This is a genomic window from Streptomyces sp. NBC_01089 (genome assembly GCF_045162975.1).
In the GTDB taxonomy this organism is placed as follows: domain Bacteria; phylum Actinomycetota; class Actinomycetes; order Streptomycetales; family Streptomycetaceae; genus Streptomyces.
This window is the reverse complement of sequence record NZ_CP108660.1, coordinates 4,553,618-4,574,644: the sequence shown is the minus strand read 5'-3', so window position 1 is coordinate 4,574,644 and position 21,027 is coordinate 4,553,618. Positions and strand designations below refer to the sequence as shown.

At 69.3% G+C, this 21,027-nt stretch carries 19 protein-coding genes; 10 read left to right on the top strand and 9 right to left on the bottom strand.

Translation table 11 applies throughout. The features are described from left to right. Nucleotides 1-118 precede the first annotated feature (118 nt). From OG510_RS20475 to OG510_RS20465, 3 genes are all read left to right on the top strand, one after another. A complete protein-coding gene (locus OG510_RS20475) occupies nucleotides 119-1,252 on the top strand; it encodes an ABC transporter ATP-binding protein (protein WP_164262372.1) in 1,134 nt (377 codons plus the stop codon). Between the two features lie 202 nt (nucleotides 1,253-1,454). Next, nucleotides 1,455-1,868: a hypothetical protein gene (locus tag OG510_RS20470; protein WP_164262374.1), complete on the top strand. Its 414-nt coding sequence runs from the start codon at nucleotides 1,455-1,457 to the stop codon at nucleotides 1,866-1,868. Nucleotides 1,869-1,954: 86 nt separating this feature from the next. Further along, nucleotides 1,955-2,704, top strand: coding sequence for an NDP-sugar synthase (locus OG510_RS20465; RefSeq protein ID WP_406138577.1), 750 nt, complete (start codon nucleotides 1,955-1,957; stop codon nucleotides 2,702-2,704). A 167-nt stretch (nucleotides 2,705-2,871) separates the two neighbouring features. On the opposite strand, the gene OG510_RS20460 is transcribed toward OG510_RS20465, so the two are convergent. From OG510_RS20460 to OG510_RS20430, 7 genes are all read right to left on the bottom strand, one after another. Beyond that, nucleotides 2,872-4,512, bottom strand: a complete 1,641-nt coding sequence (locus tag OG510_RS20460; RefSeq protein ID WP_406138576.1) for a DoxX family membrane protein — start codon at nucleotides 4,510-4,512, stop codon at nucleotides 2,872-2,874. A 95-nt stretch (nucleotides 4,513-4,607) separates the two neighbouring features. Next, nucleotides 4,608-5,564, bottom strand: coding sequence for a 23S rRNA (guanosine(2251)-2'-O)-methyltransferase RlmB (gene rlmB, locus OG510_RS20455; protein ID WP_164259779.1), 957 nt, complete (start codon nucleotides 5,562-5,564; stop codon nucleotides 4,608-4,610). A gap of 84 nt (nucleotides 5,565-5,648) precedes the next feature. Continuing rightward, nucleotides 5,649-7,049 carry a cysteine--tRNA ligase gene (gene cysS, locus OG510_RS20450; protein WP_406138575.1) on the bottom strand — a complete coding sequence of 467 codons (1,401 nt, stop codon included), beginning with the start codon at nucleotides 7,047-7,049 and terminating at the stop codon, nucleotides 5,649-5,651. Nucleotides 7,050-7,249: 200 nt separating this feature from the next. Then, nucleotides 7,250-7,654, bottom strand: a complete 405-nt coding sequence (locus OG510_RS20445; RefSeq protein WP_406138574.1) for a PPOX class F420-dependent oxidoreductase — start codon at nucleotides 7,652-7,654, stop codon at nucleotides 7,250-7,252. A 297-nt stretch (nucleotides 7,655-7,951) separates the two neighbouring features. Further along, a complete protein-coding gene (gene ispF / locus OG510_RS20440) occupies nucleotides 7,952-8,485 on the bottom strand; it encodes a 2-C-methyl-D-erythritol 2,4-cyclodiphosphate synthase (protein ID WP_406138573.1) in 534 nt (177 codons plus the stop codon). Continuing rightward, on the bottom strand, nucleotides 8,475-9,269 hold the full coding sequence (ispD, locus tag OG510_RS20435; RefSeq protein ID WP_406138572.1) for a 2-C-methyl-D-erythritol 4-phosphate cytidylyltransferase: 795 nt from the start codon (nucleotides 9,267-9,269) through the stop codon (nucleotides 8,475-8,477). The genes ispF and ispD overlap by 11 nt, the downstream gene beginning before the upstream one ends. A gap of 392 nt (nucleotides 9,270-9,661) precedes the next feature. Further along, on the bottom strand, nucleotides 9,662-10,144 hold the full coding sequence (locus OG510_RS20430; RefSeq protein ID WP_006380568.1) for a CarD family transcriptional regulator: 483 nt from the start codon (nucleotides 10,142-10,144) through the stop codon (nucleotides 9,662-9,664). A 694-nt stretch (nucleotides 10,145-10,838) separates the two neighbouring features. On the opposite strand from OG510_RS20430, the gene OG510_RS20425 reads away from it, so the two are divergent. Next, nucleotides 10,839-11,540 (top strand): DUF461 domain-containing protein, encoded by a 702-nt coding sequence (locus tag OG510_RS20425; protein ID WP_406138570.1) that lies wholly within the window; start codon nucleotides 10,839-10,841, stop codon nucleotides 11,538-11,540. A 115-nt stretch (nucleotides 11,541-11,655) separates the two neighbouring features. Here the strand turns inward: OG510_RS20425 and OG510_RS20420 are convergent, their stop codons facing one another. Together OG510_RS20420 and OG510_RS20415 are read right to left on the bottom strand one after the other, a co-directional pair. Continuing rightward, nucleotides 11,656-12,336 carry a response regulator transcription factor gene (locus OG510_RS20420; protein ID WP_102918029.1) on the bottom strand — a complete coding sequence of 227 codons (681 nt, stop codon included), beginning with the start codon at nucleotides 12,334-12,336 and terminating at the stop codon, nucleotides 11,656-11,658. Beyond that, nucleotides 12,333-13,679 (bottom strand): sensor histidine kinase, encoded by a 1,347-nt coding sequence (locus OG510_RS20415; protein WP_406138569.1) that lies wholly within the window; start codon nucleotides 13,677-13,679, stop codon nucleotides 12,333-12,335. Before OG510_RS20415 ends, OG510_RS20420 begins: the two co-directional genes overlap by 4 nt. A 211-nt stretch (nucleotides 13,680-13,890) precedes the next feature. Between OG510_RS20415 and phoU the strand changes: the two genes are divergently transcribed. The 6 genes from phoU to OG510_RS20385 all read left to right on the top strand — a co-directional run bounded on the left by phoU (nucleotide 13,891) and on the right by OG510_RS20385 (nucleotide 20,941). Continuing rightward, a complete protein-coding gene (gene phoU / locus OG510_RS20410) occupies nucleotides 13,891-14,571 on the top strand; it encodes a phosphate signaling complex protein PhoU (RefSeq protein WP_164259765.1) in 681 nt (226 codons plus the stop codon). A gap of 98 nt (nucleotides 14,572-14,669) precedes the next feature. After that, nucleotides 14,670-14,819, top strand: coding sequence for a hypothetical protein (locus OG510_RS20405; protein WP_406138567.1), 150 nt, complete (start codon nucleotides 14,670-14,672; stop codon nucleotides 14,817-14,819). A gap of 407 nt (nucleotides 14,820-15,226) precedes the next feature. Further along, nucleotides 15,227-15,937: a hypothetical protein gene (locus OG510_RS20400; protein WP_406138566.1), complete on the top strand. Its 711-nt coding sequence runs from the start codon at nucleotides 15,227-15,229 to the stop codon at nucleotides 15,935-15,937. Between the two features lie 462 nt (nucleotides 15,938-16,399). Next, the gene (locus tag OG510_RS20395; protein ID WP_406138564.1) at nucleotides 16,400-16,837 is read left to right on the top strand and encodes a hypothetical protein; all 438 of its coding nucleotides are present in this window, start codon (nucleotides 16,400-16,402) and stop codon (nucleotides 16,835-16,837) included. Nucleotides 16,838-17,025: 188 nt separating this feature from the next. Next, entirely contained in the window at nucleotides 17,026-19,107 is a 2,082-nt protein-coding gene (locus OG510_RS20390) for a TerD family protein (protein ID WP_406142465.1), read from the top strand. Between the two features lie 667 nt (nucleotides 19,108-19,774). Beyond that, entirely contained in the window at nucleotides 19,775-20,941 is a 1,167-nt protein-coding gene (locus OG510_RS20385) for an alpha/beta hydrolase (protein WP_406138562.1), read from the top strand. The last annotated feature ends 86 nt before the right edge of the window (nucleotides 20,942-21,027 follow it).

The following is a 21,027-nucleotide window of genomic DNA, read 5'->3' as shown; positions in this document are numbered from 1 at the left end:
TACTGACAGACCGCAAACCGCCAGGTAGCGTCTCGTTGCAGTTCACCCGTGTGGACTACACCACTCACCTTTACTCGGATCGTCCGGCACGTTCCTGCCGGTGAAGGAGCACACACTCATGGCAACAGTCACGTTCGACAAGGCCACCCGGATATACCCCGGATCCACCAAGCCCGCCGTGGACGCGCTGGAGATCGATGTCGAGGACGGCGAGTTCCTCGTCCTCGTCGGCCCCTCCGGCTGCGGCAAGTCGACCTCCCTGCGCATGCTCGCGGGTCTCGAGGACGTCAACGGCGGCGCGATCCGCATCGGTGAGCGTGACGTCACGCACCTTCCGCCGAAGGACCGTGACATCGCGATGGTGTTCCAGAACTACGCGCTGTACCCGCACATGACCGTCGCGGACAACATGGGCTTCGCCCTCAAGATCGCCGGTATCAACAAGACCGAGATCCGCGCCAAGGTCGAGGAGGCCGCGAAGATCCTCGACCTCACCGACTACCTGGACCGCAAGCCGAAGGCGCTCTCCGGTGGTCAGCGCCAGCGTGTCGCGATGGGCCGTGCCATCGTCCGTGAGCCGCAGGTCTTCCTCATGGACGAGCCGCTGTCGAACCTCGACGCCAAGCTCCGTGTCTCGACCCGTACGCAGATCGCGTCGCTCCAGCGCCGCCTCGGCATCACCACGGTCTACGTCACGCACGACCAGGTCGAGGCCATGACCATGGGCGACCGCGTCGTGGTGCTCAAGGACGGTCTGCTCCAGCAGATCGACTCCCCGCGCAACATGTACGACCGCCCCAGCAACCTCTTCGTCGCCGGCTTCATCGGCTCCCCCGCCATGAACCTGGTCGAGGTCCCGATCACCGACGGCGGCGTGAAGTTCGGCAACAGCGTCGTCCCCGTCTCCCGCGAGGCCCTCGCCGCCGCGTCCGAGAAGGGTGACACCACCGTCACGGTCGGTGTCCGCCCCGAGCACTTCGAGGTCGTCGAGCACGACGAGGTCCCGAAGTCCCTCGCCAAGGAGAGCGCCGAGGCCCCGGCCGGCCTGGCCGTCGCCGTCAACGTCGTCGAGGAGCTCGGCGCCGACGGTTACGTGTACGGCTCCGCCGAGGTGAACGGCGTGGACAAGGAGCTCGTGGTCCGCGTCAACGGCCGCAAGGTCCCGGACAAGGGCACCAAGCTCCACGTCGTCCCGCGCACCGGCGAGATCCACGTCTTCTCGACCTCGACCGGCGAGCGCCTCAGCGACTGACGGCCTCCGCCAGGACCGCCCGCGGCCCCGCACCTCCCCCACCGGGAGGCGCGGGGCCGCGGCGCGTTCCGGGTAAACACCCCGGCAGAGCGGGCATTTCGCAGCGTGCCGTCAACACCTGATTCGAAAAGCAAACTCGAACCATCCCCCGCACGAGTGACTAAATGTCGCCAAATCATCACCGACCGCTACGCTCCACAGCGTGACCCACACAGCCCGCCGAATCGGCCGAACTCTCGCACTTGTCCTGCCCGTCGTCCTGGTTCTCTCCGGGACGCTCGCGGTCACCCGCGTCCCGTGGGCAGGCACCTCCAACGGCTCGCAGATGCTGACCGCCTCCAGCAAGGAGGCGCCGGTGCGCGCCAAGACCCGTACGCCGCAGGACATTCTGCGTGACGAGCTCCTCGTCGAGCTCCAGGAGAAGGATCCGGGCAAGGCCCTCACACACCTCCAGCGCGAGGTCGAGAGCCGGCCGTCGCTGGCGAGCCACTGCATGTCGATCGCCCGCTCGCTGGGCCGCGCCGCGGTCGAGCGGTACGGGCCGACGCGCGCCCAGTCGTTCTCCCGCCCGGTCTGCGACACGTCCTTCGCGTACGGAGTCGCGCACCAGCACTGACCCCCACCGAGTACGGCGTGAGGGCCGGCGCTCACACCGGCCGGCACCGGCGTTCTTGAGGCGTACCAGGTCATAGGGTGCGCCTCATGACGACGACCGCTGATCCTCACGCACACGCGCTGCCCACCCAGGCCGTGGTCCTGGCGGGCGGCCAGGGCTCCCGGCTGCGCCCGTACACCGACGACCGTCCCAAGCCGATGGTCGAGATCCCGGGCACCGGTACGCCGATCATCGGCCATCAGCTGGCCTGGCTGGCGTCCGAGGGTGTCACCGACGCCGTCATCTCCTGCGGCCATCTCGCCGAAGTGCTCCAGGAGTGGCTGGACTCCGCCGAACTGCCCCTGCGGGTCACCACCGTCGTGGAGTCCGAGCCGCTCGGCCGCGGCGGGGGTCTCAAGTACGCCGCCGCCCGGCTGCCCCACGCCGACCAGCCCTGGTACGCGACGAACGGCGACATCTGGACGCGCTTCTCACTGCGCGAGATGGCCGCCTTCCACACCGAGCGGGACGCCGTCGCCACGCTCGCTCTCGCCCGCCCGCGGATCCCGTGGGGCGCGGTCGAGACGGACCGGTTCGGGCATGTACTCGACTTCATCGAGTCGCCCCCTTCGCCGTACCTCATCAACGCGGGCATCTACGTCTTCTCCGCGGGCTTCACGGCCCTTCTGCCGGACCGCGGCGACCACGAGCGGTCCACCTTCCCGCGGCTGGCCCGCGAGCGCAGGCTGGCCGGTTACCCGCTGCCGCACGGGGCGTACTGGCGGGCCATCGACACCGCCAAGGACCTCACGGAGGCGGCGAAGGAGCTCAACCGGCCCGTCTCGCCGCACGGGTAAGCCGCACGGGTAGGTCGCACGGGTAGGTCGCACGGGTAGGTCGCACGGGTAAGGGGCGACCGCCCTGGCGATCGCCCCTTACCCGCACACATCCCGCCGACTCCAGCTGACTCCATCCGTCAGCCGAAAGGCCGGTCAGCCGCCCGGCCCGTCAGCCCGTCAGCCCGTCAGCCGAGAAGCCCGCCGATCGGGTTCTTGTTGCTCCCCCCGCCGGACGAACTGCCGCCCTCGCCGCCGCCCGACGTACCGGAGCCGCCGCCGGCGCTGCTGCCACCGGTGCTCGTACCGCCCGAGGCCGACGGGCCCGCGCTGGTGGCCGCCGGGGGCGGCGGGGCCTGCTGCTGCTGTTGCTGCTGCGACGGCTGCTGCTGGCCCGTCCCCTGGGTCGCGCTCGGCTGCTGCCGGCCCGTGGAGCCGGCGGTCGCGCTCTCCCGGACCGCTCCGGGCGTCGACGGGTGCGCCGAGGCGTGCGCCGAGCCGCTGGCGGAGGGCGCGGGCGACCTCGACGTGCGCTGCTGCGACGGGCTGCCCGACGCGCCGGGCTCCTGCGGAAGCGGCTGTCCCGGAAGCCGGTTGGTGGGATCGGTGTTCGGGCCGGGTACGGTCACGACCTGGGCGGAGCGCACCGCGCCGCCCAGCACCGCACCGATGATCATCGTCAGCCCGACGACCACCGCGGCGACGACAGCGCCGCGCCGCAGCACCCGGCGCCGCAGCTCGGCGAGTTCGGACCGCGGGCCGAGCGTGCGCCACGCCTCACCCGCGAGGCGGCTGTCGATCGAGTAGACCGGGGCGCCCGCGATGATCAGCGGCGACCAGGCGGCGAGATAGATGATGTCCGGCGCGTCGTACACCGGGACGGTCCGCCAGCTGACCGTGACGACGAGCGCCGCCGAGAGCAGCGCCCCGAACACCCCGGCGACCCGCTGCCAGAGTCCCAGCACGGTCAGCACACCGACGACGACCTGCAGGAACGCGATGGTCAGCCCGGCGCCCACCGGGTGCGACAGCGCGAAGTCGCGGAGCGGACTCGCCAGCGCCCAAGGGTGCAGCGAATGCAGCCACTTGACCATGGAGCCGCGTTCGCCGCCGTCGAAGTAGACGGGGTCGCAGAGCTTGCCCATGCCGGCGTACATCGAGATGAAGCCGAGGAACACACGGAGCGGGAGCAGCACCACGCCGAGGTTCATCCGGCGGTCGGGGTAGTAGGCGTGCCGGATACCGTCCGAGCCCGGCCGCTTGCCCTCGGTACGGCTTCCGCCGCCGTCGGGGCCGTAGTCGAGGCCGTCGTCGTACGCCTCGTCGGCGTCGTCGGGGGCATGCGCGTACGCGCCGCCCGAGTAGCGCTCCTGCTCGTCGTACGCGCCGACGGCCTCGCGCATCCTGGGCAGCAACTGCGTGCCGGGGCCCTCGCCCCCGGGGCCGCCGCGCTTGGGGCCGTCCGCTCCGTCGACGTCGATACGGGGGATGACCTGGGTGGCTCCGGCGTCCTGGCCGGATGCGTAACCGACCTCCTGGACGCCGGAGTTCCGCACGGCCTGGAGAAGTCTGATGGCCCCGGTGTCGTCGGGGGCGGACTTCCCGCTCCACACGACAGGCGCCCTGCGCCGCCCGCCCGCGCCGGCGGCCGCGGGGATCCTTGCCGTGTCCTTCAGGCGCGAACCGGCGGGCCGCGGAGTCGAGTTCGGTGCGAGCTGCACCCGGAAGCTGGCGTGGTTGACGACGACCTGTGCGGGATCGCACGGCACCTTGACCATGCTCAGCGCGGGTAGGTCGTCGAACCCGGGTGTTCTGGTGTCCACGCTCATCTAACCGAGTGACACAGGTTTAGGACACTGCCTTGACACCCCGGATCTGTCCGCGACCCGTCAACACCCCGCGCGGTCCCGGGTACTGGAGCCGCTCAGGCCCGGCGGCGCGCCGCCTCGTACAGGACGATGCCCGCGGCCACACCCGCGTTCAGCGACTCCGCGCCACCCGGCATCGGGATCCGCACCCGGTAGTCACAGGTCTCGCCGACGAGCCGGCCGAGGCCCTTGCCCTCGCTGCCGATGACGATGACGACCGGGCCGCCCAGCGCCGCCAGGTCCTGCACCTCGTGCTCGCCGTCCGCCGCGAGGCCGACGACCGTGATGCCGGCCTTCTGGTAGCCCTCCAGCGCCCGCGTCAGGTTGGTGACCCGGGAGACCGGCGTACGCGCGGCCGTACCGGCGGACGACTTCCAGGCGCCCGCCGTCATCCCGGCCGCCCGGCGCTCGGGCACGACCACACCGTGGCCGCCGAACGCGGAGACCGACCGGACGATCGCCCCCAGGTTCCGCGGGTCCGTCACCCCGTCGAGTGCCACGATCAGCGGGTCCTCATTGGCGTCGTACGCGGCGGACGTGAGGTCCTCCGGGTGCGCGTACTCGTACGGCGGGACCTGGAGGACGAGACCCTGGTGGTTCAGGCCGTTCGTCATCCGGTCCAGCTCCGGGCGCGGGGCCTCCATCAGGTTGATGTTGCCGCGCTGCCCGGCGAGCTGGAGCGCCTCGCGCACCCGCTCGTCGTTGTCGATGTACTGCTGGACGTAGAGCGTCACCGCGGGGACGCCGTCGCGCAGCGCCTCGTACACCGGGTTACGGCCGACGACCATCTCGGACGTGCCCTTGGCCCCGCCCCTGCGCGGCGCGGGGCGGCGGGCCGCGGCCTGCCGCGCCTGAGCGCCCGCGATGCGGTTCTTCTTGTGCCCCTTGCGTTCGGACGCGGGGGGCGTCGGCCCCTTCCCCTCCAGGCCGCGGCGTCGCTGGCCCCCGCTGCCGACCTGCGCGCCCTTCTTGTTGGACGTGCGGCGGTTCCTGCGCTGGCTGTTCCCGGCCATGACCTACCTGTTTCTCTGCTGCTCAGTTCGTACTACGTATAGGAAAGTGTGCCGCGAACGGCGGCGTGGCGCTCACCGCGGGCGTCACCGCGGGCCGAGAGTCCAGCGCGGACCGTTCGGTCCGTCCTCGATGACCAGGCCGGACTGCTGGAGCTGGTCGCGGATCGAGTCCGCGGTCGCCCAGTCCTTGCGGGACCTGGCGGCCTCGCGCTGTTCGAGTACGAGCCTGACGAGCGTGTCCACCGCCCCGTGCAGATCCTCGCCGCGGTCCCCCTCGCCCGCCCACGGCTCGTCGAGCGGGTCGAGACCGAGGACACCGAGCATCGCCCGTACCTCGGCCAGTCTGGCGACGGCGGCTTCCTTGTCGTCGGCTGCCAGCGCGGAGTTGCCCTGGCGGACCGTGGTGTGCACGATCGCGAGCGCCTGCGGCACACCCATGTCGTCGTCCATCGCCTCGGCGAAGGCGGGCGGCACCTCGGCGGCCGGGGCGACCGCGCCGCCGGCCTTCTCGATGACCCGCTGGATGAACCCCTCGATCCGGGCGAAAGCCGACTCGGCCTCCCGCAGGGCCTCCTCGCTGTACTCGATCATCGACCGGTAGTGCGGGGTCCCCAGGTAGTAGCGCAGGACGATGGGGCGCCACTGCTTGACCATCTCACTGACCAGCACGGAGTTGCCCAGGGACTTGGACATCTTCTCGCCGCTCATGGTGACCCAGGCGTTGTGCAGCCAGTACGCCGCGAAGTCGTCGCCGTACGCCTTGGACTGCGCGATCTCGTTCTCGTGGTGCGGGAAGATCAGGTCGATCCCGCCGCCGTGGATGTCGAAGGCGCTGCCCAGGTACTTGTGGGCCATGGCGGAGCACTCCAGGTGCCAGCCGGGCCTGCCGGGCCCCCACGGGGTCTCCCAGGAGGGCTCACCGGGCTTGACGGACTTCCACATGGCGAAGTCCCGCGGGTCGCGCTTGCCGGTCACACCGTCCTCGGCGGGCTGGCGCAGCCCGTCCAGGTCCTGGTTCGAGAGCTGGAGATAGTCGTCGTACGAGCGCACGTCGAAGTAGACGTTGCCGTCGGCCTCGTAGGCGTGACCGCGCTCGATGAGGACGCGCATCATCTCGATCATCTCGGTCATGTGGCCGGTGGCACGCGGCTCGTACGTGACCGGCAGGCAGCCGAGCACGTCGTATCCGGTGTTGAACGCGCGCTCGTTCTCGTAGCCGATCGCCCACCAGGGGCGGTTCTGCTCGGCCGCCTTCTTGATGATCTTGTCGTCGATGTCCGTGACGTTCCGGATGAACGTGACCTCGTAGCCGCGGTACGCGAACCAGCGGCGCATGATGTCGAAATTCAGCCCGGACCTGATGTGCCCGATGTGCGGGGCCGCCTGCACCGTGGCGCCACAGAGGTAGATCGAGACACAGCCCGCAGAGAGCGGAACGAAGTCGCGGATCTGCCGGGCGCTGGTGTCGTACAGACGAATAGTCACTGCACCAGGGTAGTGGCCCCATACCAGTGCCAGGCGACCCTTTGCCCGACGGGGCAGGGAAGTGTGACGCAACAGTGCCCCGGAGCGCCCGCCCGGCGGCCGGTGAACGGCCGCTGAACGGGGCTCGTGCCTGCGCGGGGCCGCTCGGGCCCGGCCCGGGAGTCCGTGATGACCGGGATGCCGACGGCGAAATCCAGCCGTCAGACCCCGCCGACGACCTTGCGCGGGGTGATCCTGACGACGACCCGGGCGGCGTCGTTGGCGGAGTCCGGGTTGAACTCGGCGTACGGCTTGCCCGTGTACTTCAGCGCCAGCTCGTCGATCAGTTCCTGGCCGCCCTCGGTGGTGAGCGTCGCCGTGCCCCGGATCTCCGCGTACGAGTAGGGGGCGTCGAAGGGCTGCACCACCACCGTGACCCGGGGGTCGCGGCGGAGGTTCTTCTCCTTGCGGCGGTCGACCGTGGTCGAGATCAGGACATCGTCGCCGTCCCGCTTCGCCCAGACCGGGCTCACCTGGGGACTGCCGTCGGGCTGGATGGTCGCGATGTTGACGAAGACGGGGCTGTCGAGGAGTTCCTTGAGCTTGTCGCTGAGTGCGGCAGACACGGGCTTGGCCTCCGATTGCTGAACAAGGGTGCGGAAGGGGTACTGACGGAACGGGTACTGACGGAAGGGGGTACGGCTTGCGCCCCCATCCCTACCCCAAACAACGCGGCCCTGTCCCAGCTTCCCGGCGGAGCGTCGCCGCCCCTGAACGGAGCAGCCGCCCCGGGGACGGGGTCGCCGCCCTGGAGTGGGGGCGACCCCGTCCAGGAACGGAACGGACCGGACCGGACCGGAACAGGAAGGGACGGGACGTGATCGTCCGAAAGGGCACCGGACGGCCGGCCCCGCCACCGTCCCTTACGTACGGACCACCAGGGCCGTCGCGATGGCCGCCAGCCCCTCGCCCCGGCCGGTGAAGCCGAGCCCGTCGCTGGTGGCGGCCGAGACCGAGACGGGCGCGCCGACCGCGCCCGAGAGGATCTGCTGCGCCTCGGCCCTGCGCTTGCCGATCTTCGGCCGGCCGCCGACCACCTGGACGGCCACGTTACCGATGGTGAACCCCTCGGCGCGGACGATCCTGGCGGCCTCGGTGAGCAAGGTGATTCCGGATGCGCCCGACCACTCGGGGCGGCCGGTGCCGAAGTGGGCACCCAGGTCGCCGATCCCGGCGGCCGAGAAGAGCGCGTTGCAGGCGGCGTGCGCGACCACGTCGGCGTCGGAGTGCCCGGCGAGGCCGGGGCCCTCGCCCTCCCAGCGGAGGCCGGCGCACCAGAGTTCGCGCCCCTCCTCGAAGGCGTGGATGTCGGTCCCGATGCCGACCTGCGGCAGCACCACCTGCGGGGGAACCGTCGAGGGCTGCTGCCGCTCGGGCTGCCCGTGTTCAGAAACCACTGTTGATCCTCCTGCGGGCGAGAACCGCCTCGGCCAGGACCAGGTCGAGCGGCCTGGTCACCTTGAACGCCTCTTCGTGCCCAGGGACCACCACGACCCGCACACCGAGCTGCTCGACCATGCTCGCGTCGTCGGTGACGTCGTGGGTGACGGTGGCGTGCGCGCGGGCGAGCAGCGCGCGGTCGAAGCCCTGCGGGGTCTGCACCGCGCGCAGCAGGGCACGCTCCGGGGTGGCGACGACCGGCTCGGGGGCGCCGTCGGCCCGCGGCTCGACCTGTTTGACGGTGTCGGCGAGCGGCAGCGCGGGCACGACCGCCGGGGCGCCGTTCCGTACGGCAGCGACGACCGCGTCCACGGTCTCGACGGGCACGAGCGGCCGGGCCGCGTCGTGCACGAGGACCGCGGTGACGCTCTCGGGCAGTACGCCGATCCCGAGGCGGACGGACTCCTGGCGGGTGTCACCGCCGGGTACGACCAGCAGCTCGGTGCCCACCGGCCAGGAATGGCCGGCCAGCAGGGCCTCGACCTCGGCGGCACCGTCCGGCGGGGCCACGACGACCACGAGGGAGACCGCACGTGATCCGGCCATCGCCCGTACGGCGTGGACCAGCATGGGGGTTCCGTTGAGGGCGCGGAGTGCCTTGGGGGCTCCGGGACCGAGCCGGACACCGCGGCCGGCGGCAGGGATCACCGCGGCGGTGGTGTGGCTGGATCCAGCCGGAGCGGCGGCAGGAGATCCGCCGGTGGAGCTGGTAGGGGACGGGGTCCCGGGCTCGTCTGACATCGGTTGCGCGTTCAGGGTTTGTGTCCTCAGCCGACATGGGTATGGCCTGGGAGTGCCGGGCGCGACGCCCTGACCGGCCCCTTCCGTGACGACTGGTCGAGTCGGCATCCCGGGCCCGGCACACCACGTACCGATCAGTATCGGTCACGGTACGGCTCACGCAGCATCGCTCCATGAAAAACAGGCGAACAGCAGTACCGACCGCCGTCCGAAGCCGCGGAGGCCAGGAGACCCTGGGCCCGCGGTGGAAGCGCTGCGCGAGAAAGCAACATGCCGTGGCGCCCGATGACACATGGAGTGATCCGGTCGGAGAGATCCGAGCGGACTGATCCATGTGGTCAGCGGGCACCACGGCATTCAAAGCGTGAAACAGGCGAAACGGGTCAAGCGGTTCAGGACGCGAGGACCTCGTCGAGCAGAGCCTCGGCCTTGTCTTCGTTGGTGTTCTCCGCGAGAGCGAGCTCGCTCACCAGAATCTGGCGGGCCTTGGCGAGCATGCGCTTCTCACCAGCGGAAAGTCCGCGCTCACGCTCACGACGCCACAGGTCACGGACCACTTCGGCCACCTTGATGACGTCGCCGGAGGCGAGTTTCTCAAGATTCGCCTTGTAGCGACGGGACCAGTTCGTGGGCTCTTCGGCATACGGTGCGCGAAGCACCTCGAAGACCCGGTCAAGTCCTTCCTGACCAACCACGTCACGCACGCCTACGAACTCCGCATTGTCCGCCGGCACACGAACAGTCAAGTCGCCCTGAGCGACCTTGAGCACCAAGTAGGTCTTGTCCACGCCTTTGATCTGGCGAGTTTCGATAGCCTCGATCAGCGCGGCCCCGTGATGGGGATAGACCACGGTGTCGCCAACCTTGAACGTCATGTGACAGGTACCCCTTCCGTGGCTATCCAGTCTAACACGAGAACGGCTTCTTCTGAATGACGTTTTCGCAGGTCAGGGCATATCTCGGGGCTTGACAACAGCAACACGAACGTGCTGCGGACAGCTCCCCCGGGACGGTATTCGCAGGTCGGAGCGGCTCTGCGTACGGAGAGAAACGCGGACACCACAGGGATCCGAAGCCTTCCCACAGGCGGCTAACGTCCCGATTTGCCGCATTCGAAACGGTGAACTTCGCGACCTCAGTTCGGATGTCGATCACCCATACGGACGCAATCAGAAATTGATCACTGTGCGCCGGAAGAGGGTTTTCCGTAAGGAATACGTGGCGGCCGGGAGCGGCAGAGGGAATTGATCACTCGCGATATGTGAACGGCGTACGAAGCCAAGAGTGCGGACCCGTGAGTCAGGGCGTGAGTCGGGGCGTGAGTCCGAGCATGAGCCGGACCTCGAGTTCGGAGCATGAGCCGGAGCGTGAGTTCGGACCGTGAGCCGGAGCCATGGGGCGGGCGCCCGCGGCATCCGCCGGGTACCCGTACCGCCCGCGGGGCGGGTCGGGTGCGGGGCCGTGACGACGGCTCGGTAACCTGAGGCCGCTGACACACCCTTAGGGAGGCTTTACCCCCTCCCGCCCCCTGTCCCGTCCTGTCCGTACGTCCTAGGAGAAGCCGCCGCCGTGAGCAGCAGCCTTCGACGCGGCGTCCTCGCCGCTTCTGCCATCGTGGTCTCGATCGCCGCCCTGTCCGCCTGTGGCGCGGGCAACAACGCGGCGACGATCGAGGTCAAGCCGGACAACGCCGCTACGTCGGTCGGTGTCATCAAGGTCCAGAACGCGACGGTGATCACCCAGCCGAAGGCCACGGTCAAGGGCCCCGCCGTCATCTCGGCGACCCTCTTCAACAACGGTGACACGAACCAGACGCTCCAGGACGTCAAGCTCGCGGGCTCCAGCTCCGCGGTGAAGCTCACCTCGGCCAAGGGCAAGGGGCCGATCTCGGTGCCCGCGCACGGTTCGGTGATCATCGGTGGCAGGAACAACGCCGCCGCGGTGCTCGCCGACGGACGCTCGGCGGCCGCCGACGGCTCGACGCAGAACCTGGTCTTCCAGTTCAGCGAGACCGGCCGGGTGGCACTGGCCGCGCTGGTCGTCCCCGCCACCAGCTACTTCCACGGCTTCGGCCCGAGCAGCCTGCCCGCGACGCCCTCCGCCCCGGCCACACCGGGCGGCAAGGCGACGCCGGGCGGCAAGGCCACTCCCGGGGGCAAGACCACCCCGAGCGGGAACACGACCCCCAGCGGTAACGCGACTCCCGGCGGCGGCACGCCGGCCGGCACGGGCACGGGCACGGGCACGGGCACGGGCACGCCGAGCAGCTGACCCCGCACCGCGGACGCACAAACGCGCCGCCGCACATACAGAGGTGCCCCGCCGGACAGTCCGATTCCGGCGGGGCACCTCTGTATGTGCGTAGGCGTAGGCGTACGCGTACGGTTTACGGCTCGAACTTGTAGCCCAGCCCCCGGACCGTCACCAGATAGCGGGGCGCGCCCGGGTCCGGTTCGATCTTGGCGCGCAGGCGCTTCACATGGACGTCGAGGGTCTTGGTGTCCCCGACGTAGTCCGCGCCCCAGACCCGGTCGATCAGCTGCATCCGGGTCAGGACCCGGCCCGCGTTCCTGAGCAGCATCTCCAGCAGGTCGAACTCCTTGAGCGGCAGGTCGACCTTGGCGCCGGAGACCGTCACGACATGGCGGTCCACATCCATCCGGACCGGACCCGCCTCCAGGGCCGCGGGCGAGACCTCCTCGGGCTCGCCCCGGCGGCGCAGCACCGCGCGGATACGGGCGACCAGCTCCCGTGACGAAAAGGGCTTGGTGACGTAGTCGTCGGCCCCTATTTCCAGCCCGACCACCTTGTCGATCTCGCTGTCCTTGGCGGTCACCATGATCACCGGGACGTTGGAGCGGCCGCGCAGCTGGCGGCAGACTTCGGTGCCGGGCAGCCCCGGCAGCATCAGGTCGAGCAGTACGAGGTCGGCGCCGTTGCGCTCGAATTCGTCGAGTCCGTCGGGGCCGGTGGCCGCGATGGCGACCTCGAACCCTTCTTTACGGAGCATGTAGGACAGGGCGTCGCTGAAGGATTCCTCATCCTCGACGACAAGCACTCGGGTCACGGAAGGACCTCCGGGGCAGGAATGGGTTCAGAGGACAGGAAGGTCGCGAACGGCTGATCACCGTCGTCACCGTCATCGCCGACAGCGTCGTCGGGGTCGGCGGGAGTGTCCGGTGCGGCGGCGGGTGCGGGGGCCGGATCCTTGCGGCCGCGTCGATTGCGTACGGAACCGGCTTCCGGCAGCCGCAGGGTGAAGGTGGAGCCCTGGCCCTCCGAGCTCCACACCGTGACCTCCCCGCCGTGCGAGGCGGCCACGTGTTTGACGATGGCGAGGCCCAGGCCCGTACCGCCGGTGGCGCGGGAGCGGGCCGGGTCGACACGGTAGAAGCGCTCGAAGATCCGCTCGCGGTCCTTCTCGGTGATGCCGAGGCCCTGGTCGGTGACGGCGATCTCGATGAGTCCCCCAGAGCCGAAAGCCTGGGAGGTGCCCCCTCCGCCGGGGGCGGAGGAGCGGCGGGCGGCGATGCCGACCCGGGTGCGGGCCGGTGAGTAGTTGACCGCGTTCTCCACGAGGTTTCCCAGCGCGGCGGCGAGCTGGGAACGGTTTCCCCAGACGTGGAGGTCGGCGGTGCCGCCGGCGGCCATGGTGATCTGTTTGGTGCCCGCCTGGTGGCGGCAGCGGTCGATGGCCTCGGCGACCAGGACGTCGACCCGGACCGGCTCGGCGTCCTCGAGGGGGTCGTCGTTCTGGACGCGGGAGAGATCGATGAGCTCTTGGACCAGATTGGTGAGCCGGGTCGCCTCTATCTGCATCCGGCCCGCGAAACGGGTGACCGCCTCCGGGTCGTCCGATGCGCCCATGACCGCCTCGGAGAGCAGCGAGAGCGCGCCGACCGGGGTCTTCAGCTCATGGCTCACGTTGGCCACGAAGTCGCGCCGGACGGCTTCGATGCGCCGGGCCTCGGTGAGGTCCTCGACGAGCAGCAGCACCAGCCGGGAGCCGAGCGGCGCCACCCGGGCGGAGACGGCGAGCGCCTCGCCGCGGCCGGTGCCCCGGCGGGGAAGGTCGAGCTCGACCTGTCGTATCTCCCCGTCACGCCGGGTGTCCCGGGCCATGTGCAGCATGGGCTCCACGGCCAGCTTCCCGCCCCTGACCAGGCCCAGGGCGTACGCCGCCGAGCTGGCCTTGACCACCGCGTCGCTCTCGTCGAGCACCACGGCCGATGAGCTGAGCACGGAGAGAACGGTGTCCACGCCGGGCGGCAGCACATCGTCGGTGTGCAGGGAGGTCCGGGTGGGGCGTGCCAGCTCGCGCTCGCTCCAGCGGAACGCCAGCACGCCGATCACACCGGTGCACAGCCCGGCGATCGCGCTTGCTGCGGCGACCGCCGCGTTCACGTCCATGTGTCCAGGTTATGCGGCCCCACCGACACATCCCCAGCCATACGGGTGTCTGCTCGAACGTTCGTCGCTCAGAGTTCACCGAGGGGATAGGGCCGGTTCACTTGGGATGACGGAAACGGACGCGTGGCCCACCGACCGTGGAAGCGTGGAGGTGGGGACACCTCTCCACCGGTCAGCCGTACATGATCAGCCGTACAAGAGAGGGACTCCCATGCGGGACGCGTACCACGAGGAACTGGACTCGATCGGCGAGGGACTGGTCGAAATGGCCCGGCTCGTCGGTTCGGCGATCGGCCGGGCCACGACCGCGATGCTGGACGCCGATCTGAAGCTCGCCGAGAGCGTGATCGCGGCCGACCAGAAGGTCGACGACCTCCAGCACGACCTCGAAGCACGGGCCATCGCCCTGCTCGCCAGGCAGCAGCCCGTCGCCACCGATCTGCGCATCGTGGTCACCTCGCTGCGGATGAGCGCCGACCTGGAACGCTCGGGCGACCTGGCCCAGCATGTCGCGAAGCTCACCCGGCTCCGCTACCCGGACCGGGCCGTTCCGCATGACCTGCACGCCACGATCCTGGAGATGGGACAGCTCGCGCAGCGGCTGATGGCGAAGGCCGCGGAGGTCATCATCACGATGGACGTCGACCTGGCGCTCCAGCTGGAGACGGACGACGACGAGATGGACCTGCTGCACCGGACGCTCTTCCAGCACCTGATGGACGACCGGTGGAAGCACGGCATCGAGACGGCGGTCGACGTGACGCTCCTCGGCCGCTACTACGAGCGCTTCGCCGACCACGCGGTCTCGGTGGCCAAGCGGGTGGTGTATCTGGTGACGGGCGAGCACGCCGACGAGATCCAGTCCGCGCCCGCCCAGGTAGAGGGGGCGTGAACGGCGCGCTTGCGCGCATGCGCCGTTGATGCGCCCCACCTGGGTGGGTATGGGATGGCGGAGGCAGTACGTCCTCGCATGCCGAGCAGGAGGAAATCATGGCCGATTCCCCCGTCACCGAACCCCAGCAGGATGCCCCGATCGAAGTGCACCATCTGCGCGTTCTCGGAGCCTGCGGCTGCGGCTCGGGCTGCGGCTGCGGCTGCCAGTCCGGCGCTCCGTGCCAGTGCGGCGGCTGCCAGGGCTGAGGCGAACGGTTCCGTACGACAGCGAGGCCCCGGCCGTACCACCTGACGATGGATCGCGGTGGTGCGGCACGGGGCCTTCGCTGTGCCGCTTACGGGAGGTACGGGCGGCGGTACCTGGGGAGGAGGGACGCTCCCCCGCCCACCCGGCCCCCTGATCTACCGTCAAATTCACCTGATCCGCATCATGTTGCCGCGCGGCGCGAGGACACTTCGCCCTGCCGCGGGCATGGCATGGCACGGCATGGCATGGCACGGCTGCGTTACGTCAAGCGGGTGGAACGGTGTGGGCGAACAAGTGACCCGGGCGGCCACACGGAGTGACGCGCGACGCCCGGGGGACGGATCGCGGTGCGGCTCCGCGGGCGTCATGGCCACGACGGGGCGCGACACCACCGCTGAGGGAGACCATGGGTTGGACACGCACACGTCGGGCAGCGGCCTCGGTCGCCGCCGCCGGGGTGATCGCCATCGTCGCGGCGGCTCCGTCACCGGCCGTCGCGGGCACACGGACCGAGGCAGCACCGTCATCAGGGACCACGTCATCACGGACCACCACTCCCCGGCCACCCCAGCTCCCGCGTGACTTCCGCGGAAAGGGCAAGTGGGTGGTCAGGGATCTGAACATCACCGTGCCGTTCACCTGGCAGGGCAGAGACGGCGACAGCCAGATGGTCGCGGGAGGCCCGCAGTACCCCATCTGGTTCACCAACCTGATCTACCACGACACGCTCTACACGCTGACCTACAAGTGGCCCGGCCTGAACGACCATCCGTGCTCACAGATTCCCGGTGTCAATCTGGACCAGTTGAACCAGGTGTTCAAAACCGCACGGTTCGTCGGGCCGGAGATCCTGGAACAGCACCCGCGGCGGTACGTGAACCACTGGAGGGCCGGCGTCGTCCAGCCGACCCGTCCCCCGGGGAAATTCCTCAGGTTCCCGCTCGCACTCGGCGACATCTACGTCGATCAACACAATCGCGGGACGTTCTGGCAAGTACTGCAATTCGGTATCCAGAACCTCTACGACCCGGAGCTGGACGAGTGGCTGGTGATGAACACCTTCGACCACCGGCCCGGAAAGGTGACACTTCCCCGGCGCTGCCGGACAGCAGCGTGACCTGACTTCCGGCGGGGGGCCGGGGCAGCCGGAAAGGGACACGGCTACCGAGTGGTGCGGACGGCGGCGTCCAGCACTTTCGGCTGGGCGTCGACGAGATCGCTTGCGATGCCGGCTGACGTTCCAGGAGCCTCGGAGACCGCTTTGCAGACCGCCGGCGTGGAACCGTGGCGTACAGCAAGCACGCTGGCGGAAAGCTCCAGGCCGCCCTCGCCCCGGTTCCATGCTCACCTTGCCTCCCCCTTCACAGACGCGCGGTCGGCATCCGAGGTACTCGGCTCCGTAGTACAGCTGCGTCCCCGGCTCTGTCCGGGGGCGGCCCGGGAACAGCCCGGGACCCAGCCGACGGCCGGGCTTCGTCGATGGCCAAGAGCGACCTGCCAGCGCCGGCCGCGCGCCCTCAGCTCGACTCAGTACGAGTCAAGGACTATGGGAAGCCATACCGACTCAGCCGGAGCTTCCATGTCTTCCAGAGACTCAGACATCGACTTCACCTTCAGTCAGGCCGTAACAGTGCGTGCCGTGCACAGCGCTCTGGCCGTCGCAGGGTGGTCGTTGAAAGAGCCCCTGGGCATCTCGTACATGGTGAACGAGGACAACGGTTACGACTGGCAGTCCACGAACCCCGGCCTCGAGGACGAGGTACTCACGCTGCTGGACGCCCCCGAGAAGCTGACCTTCGAAGTCGGTGTCTGCATGTACCACCAGGAAGCCGGAACAGGCGGCCAGTTCCTCTTCCGGGCAGGCCGTACGGAGTGCGCCTTCATCCCGACCATCAACCGGCGCAGCCTGCCAGAAGCACCGGAATTCACCGACCTGGCCTGGTACCTCCAGGCCCTGGTGACGCCCCTGCTGCCGATCGGGCTCCACAGCTACGAGGCGTCCGACACCGGGTTCTAGCGCCCTGCCGTCCGACGGGAACCCCCGCCCCGGTCACCACTTCGTTCCTGGCGACAAATACCGCAACGCACCCACTGGGAGCTAAAGTTCAGCTCGTGCAGCAGGGGTGCTGCACACGTTCAATGATCGGCCGGCAGCCCCTCGGGGGCTCTGAACCGGCCGGTGCGCTGGGGGGCGACATGCTGGAAATGGTCAAAGGCGCCAATGTGGGGCTCGGCTCTCTGAGCGAGGATGCCGGCTCCGTCGTAGTGAGCCTGGCCTGGTGCAGCGCGACGGGAGACGGGGACGCGGACGTCTCCGTACTGCTGTTGGACGCGGACGGCAAGGTGCGCAGTGACGCGGACTTCTTCTTCTACAACAACCCGGCCGCACCGGACGGAAGCGTCCAGTTGCTGGGCAAGACACCGACGGCTGACGGCAGTGAGGACCGCATCAGCCTCGACCTGAGCGAGATTCCCTCGGCCGTGGAAAGGGTTGTTGTGACGGCGAGCCGGTACGGCGGCGCGCCGTTCGGCGAACTCGACGGCCTCCGGGTGACGATCGCCGACCGTACGGGCGAGGCGCTGCTCGGCTTCTCCATAGCCGACGCGGGCGCCGAGACCGCCTTCATCTTCGGCGAGCTGTACCGGCGGAACGGGGAATGGAAGTTCCGCGCTGTCGGCCAGGGTTACGAGTCGGGACTGGCAGGTCTGGCGACGGACTTCGGAATCGACGTGGATGATTCTCCCGAAGAGCCGGTGGAAGAGCCGGTGGAGGAGCGGGCGGGGGAGCCGATAGGCGAGCTGCAGGAACTCGCCCTTGAGGCCATCCCCTCACTCTCCGGGGCGGACGCCGAGAGACCGGAGAGACCGGATAGACCGGATAGACCGGACAAGCTCCTGATGGCCGTACCGGCACAGCCGACGGCCCCCGAGGCATCCGCAGAGAAGAAGCGGCGCCCGCGGACCGCCAAGAAGAAGGTCGTCCTTCCCAAAGTGGCCCGCAAGTCGCTTGCCGAGAACGAGGCGTGGCGGCAGTCCCGGCTCTTCCCGGCCTCGTCCCTCAAGAACGACCGGGAACGGGAGACACGGGCGACCTCCGTCCTGCTCTCGGTGATGGCAGAGGTACCGGAGTTCGGGCGCAGGCTCACCACGGCGTACGGAGCTCCCGCAGGCCGCATGGAGACATTCACCGAGGTTTCGCTGCCGTACGGGGAGACGCCCAAGCGCCCTGACGGGGTCATCCGGGTCGAACGGGCAGGCAAACTGTGGACCGCGCTCGTGGAGACGAAGACCAACGGCAACCCGCTCAAGCCCGAACAGGTCCAGGACTACGTGGACATCGCCGCCCGGCGGGGCTACGAGGTGGTGATCACGCTCTCCAACGACGTGGAGCTGGAGGGCAGGCCGCTCATCGATATCAAGATCGACAGGCGGCGCAAGAACAAGGTCGCGGTCCGGCACCTGTCATGGGCCGAGGTGACCCACCAGGCGCAGATGCTGATTCGCCACGAAGGTGTCGGCAATGCGGCCCATGCCTGGCTCCTCCAAGAGTTGCTCCACTATCTGCAGCACGAGAACTCCGGCTGCCACGGCTTCCAGAACATGGGTCCCGCCTGGGTGCCGGCCCGCAAGGGCATCGAGGACGAGACGCTCTGCCAGGGCGACAAGCGGGCCGTCGAGGTGGTCGAGAGCTGGGAACGGCTCGTGCGCCAGGTCTGCCTCCGGCTGGGCGGCGAACTGGGGCAGAAGGTCCTGCCCGTCCAGCGCGCCAAGCGCGGCACTGATCCCCACACCCGCCGTGCCGCACTTGCCGACAGCTTCTGCGGAGACGGCCGTCTGAACGCCGAGATCCGCATCGACGGCACACCGGGCATCATGGCCATCGTGGCCGACCTGCGTACGAGCAAGCTGCGGACCTCCATCGAGGTGGAGGCGCCCGAGCAGGGGTACCCGCTCACCTGGGCCAAGCGCCTGATCCGTCAACTCGCGGAAGCCCCCGCCGATCTCCACATCGAGACCCTCGTCCCGGGCGAGAGCGGAGGCCCGCGTGGCACCCTGGAACGCTTGCGGCCCGAGCCTGCCGACCTCCTCCCGAAGGACGGCTCCCGGATCACCGGATTCCGCCTCTCGCTCCTGAAGAGCATGGGCAGCACGCGCGGCAGCGCGGAGTCCGGATTCATCCGCAGCGTCGACAACGCGGTGGACCGCTTCCACGCCACGGTGGTCGCCCAGCTGGAAACCCATCCGCCACGTCGGCCACAACCTGCCCCGGCGACGCCTGCGGGGTGACGGGGCCGGGCCGGGCCGGGACGGTGCGACGTCGGAGAAGCCGTTCCCGCCCAGCGCGGCCGTCGGCGCGTGTATCGACGGGCAGGACCGGGGGCCGGCCCGGGCGACGACCTGACGACGACCTGACGACGACCTGACGACGGTCACCGTGAACGCGGAACTGGGCGAACACGTCCGGAGATGCTGCCGGGCCCGGTCATCGACTGAAAACAGGAATCTGACAGCCTCCTGACACTCTCTCCGTACCCTCCAACCCATGCGATCCCCGCCCGTTCCGTCGGCCGGCCCTCCGTCCGTCGCGGCGCATCACCGCGGCGGCCGGGGTGGCCGGGGTGGCCGGGGTGGCCGTACGCAGGGCGGGTTCCGCGACGCCACGGGCGCGTCCTGCGCCGTCCCCTCCCACGACGGCTAACAACGCCACCTGGGCGGCCCGCAGTCCGGTCCGGGATCGCAAAGCCGCTGTACGACCGGGGCCGGCGGCCCTGAATGGCGCCCCGGTCCGACATCTACCTTCCACATGGGTGAGGCGAATATGAAACTTGGACGCACAGGGCGTGCGAAGTTGCTGCTGCTTGCCGCGCCCGTAACAGCCTGTGCTGTTTGCTTCACCTCGGCAGAGGCGTTCGCAGCCGCCGGTGGGTCCGGTGCTCAGCCTGCGCGGCACGGGGTGAGCGAGGTGCGTTACAACCTGGGCGACGAGGCTTTCCCGCCGCCCAAGTCTCTCGGATACGTGGGCAACAACGAGCTGGACGGGGCCGTTTACTACCCCGACGACATCTCCTCGGGCACCCACCCGCTGATCATGATCGAGCATGGATTCTGGGACACCTGCGCCGACGCCGACGCCTCCACGTCACTCGCCGCAGCGCAAGCCGCACTGGCGAAGGACGAGCAGAGCGGTGACACGGCCGACGCGGCGAAACAGGAGGCGATCATCAAGGCCGACTCGGACCGGCTGTCGGCCTGGCCGTGCGCATCGGGGGTGCGGCAGATCCCCAGCTATCTCGGATACGACTATTTGGGCCGTGATCTGGCGAGCCAGGGGTTCGTCGTTGTCTCCATCGGCGCGAACGGCATCAACTCGACGTCGTCCGGCCAGGCCGACACGGTCTATCAGGAGCGCGCGGCACTGATCAACGCCCAGTTGCGTATGTGGCAGCAATTGTCGTCGACGGGCGAGGGCCCGCTGCACGGCAGCTTCGTCGACGCCAGGTCCGGACGTCCGTCGACGGTGAACTTCAAGAACCATGTGGACCTGAAGAACGTCGGGCTGATGGGCCACTCCATGGGCGGCGGCGGAGTGATGCAGGAGATCGCCGACAGCAGCCGTGACACGTGGCCCAAAGGTGTGTCCATCAACGCCGCGTTCGCTCTCGCACCCACCGCCACCTGGGACGTCGATCCCATCACCAAGACATCGTTCGCGGTGATGTGGGGCACGTGCGACCAGGTGAACACCGGGGAGTACTTCGACTGGAACAAGGACGACAACAGCGCACCGATAGCCCAGTACACGGTGCCGGGCGGTGTCCACGACTTCTACAACAAGCAGTGGTCACCCAGCAGCGGCCAGGTCAGCGCACATGACGACGCCGTTCCCGGCAGCAAGCCAGGCACCTGCAAGTCCCAGTTCCCCGGAGCCACCACCCCCCAAAGCGATCAGAAGGAACTCCCGGAGCAGCGGCAGCGCCGGATCACCCAGGATTACGCGAGCGCCTATTTCGCCGACCACCTGCTCGGCCGGACGCAGTACGAGCCCTACCTGACGGGAGAGAAGCCCTTTCCCGGGATGGGCGGTGCCGTCAACACTCAGCTCGACGGGGGCAACAACTGAGCTCGATCCGTGTGAGGGCCCCCACGGCCCCCACATGCACACCCCCGCCCAGCTGAAAGCGCCCTGCCCACGGAGACTCCGCGGGC

Excerpts from the sequence above, each read along its gene's own strand:
- OG510_RS20475 (WP_164262372.1), top strand. The coding sequence starts at position 119 with ATGGCAACAGTCACGTTCGACAAGGCCACCCGGATATACCCCGGATCC.
- OG510_RS20465 (WP_406138577.1), top strand. The coding sequence starts at position 1,955 with ATGACGACGACCGCTGATCCTCACGCACACGCGCTGCCCACCCAGGCC.
- OG510_RS20460 (WP_406138576.1), bottom strand. The coding sequence starts at position 4,512 with ATGAGCGTGGACACCAGAACACCCGGGTTCGACGACCTACCCGCGCTG.
- rlmB (WP_164259779.1), bottom strand. The coding sequence starts at position 5,564 with ATGGCCGGGAACAGCCAGCGCAGGAACCGCCGCACGTCCAACAAGAAG.
- ispD (WP_406138572.1), bottom strand. The coding sequence starts at position 9,269 with ATGTCAGACGAGCCCGGGACCCCGTCCCCTACCAGCTCCACCGGCGGA.
- OG510_RS20430 (WP_006380568.1), bottom strand. The coding sequence starts at position 10,144 with ATGACGTTCAAGGTTGGCGACACCGTGGTCTATCCCCATCACGGGGCC.
- OG510_RS20415 (WP_406138569.1), bottom strand. The coding sequence starts at position 13,679 with ATGGACGTGAACGCGGCGGTCGCCGCAGCAAGCGCGATCGCCGGGCTG.
- phoU (WP_164259765.1), top strand. The coding sequence starts at position 13,891 with ATGCGGGACGCGTACCACGAGGAACTGGACTCGATCGGCGAGGGACTG.
- OG510_RS20405 (WP_406138567.1), top strand. The coding sequence starts at position 14,670 with ATGGCCGATTCCCCCGTCACCGAACCCCAGCAGGATGCCCCGATCGAA.
- OG510_RS20400 (WP_406138566.1), top strand. The coding sequence starts at position 15,227 with ATGGGTTGGACACGCACACGTCGGGCAGCGGCCTCGGTCGCCGCCGCC.
- OG510_RS20395 (WP_406138564.1), top strand. The coding sequence starts at position 16,400 with ATGTCTTCCAGAGACTCAGACATCGACTTCACCTTCAGTCAGGCCGTA.
- OG510_RS20390 (WP_406142465.1), top strand. The coding sequence starts at position 17,026 with ATGGTCAAAGGCGCCAATGTGGGGCTCGGCTCTCTGAGCGAGGATGCC.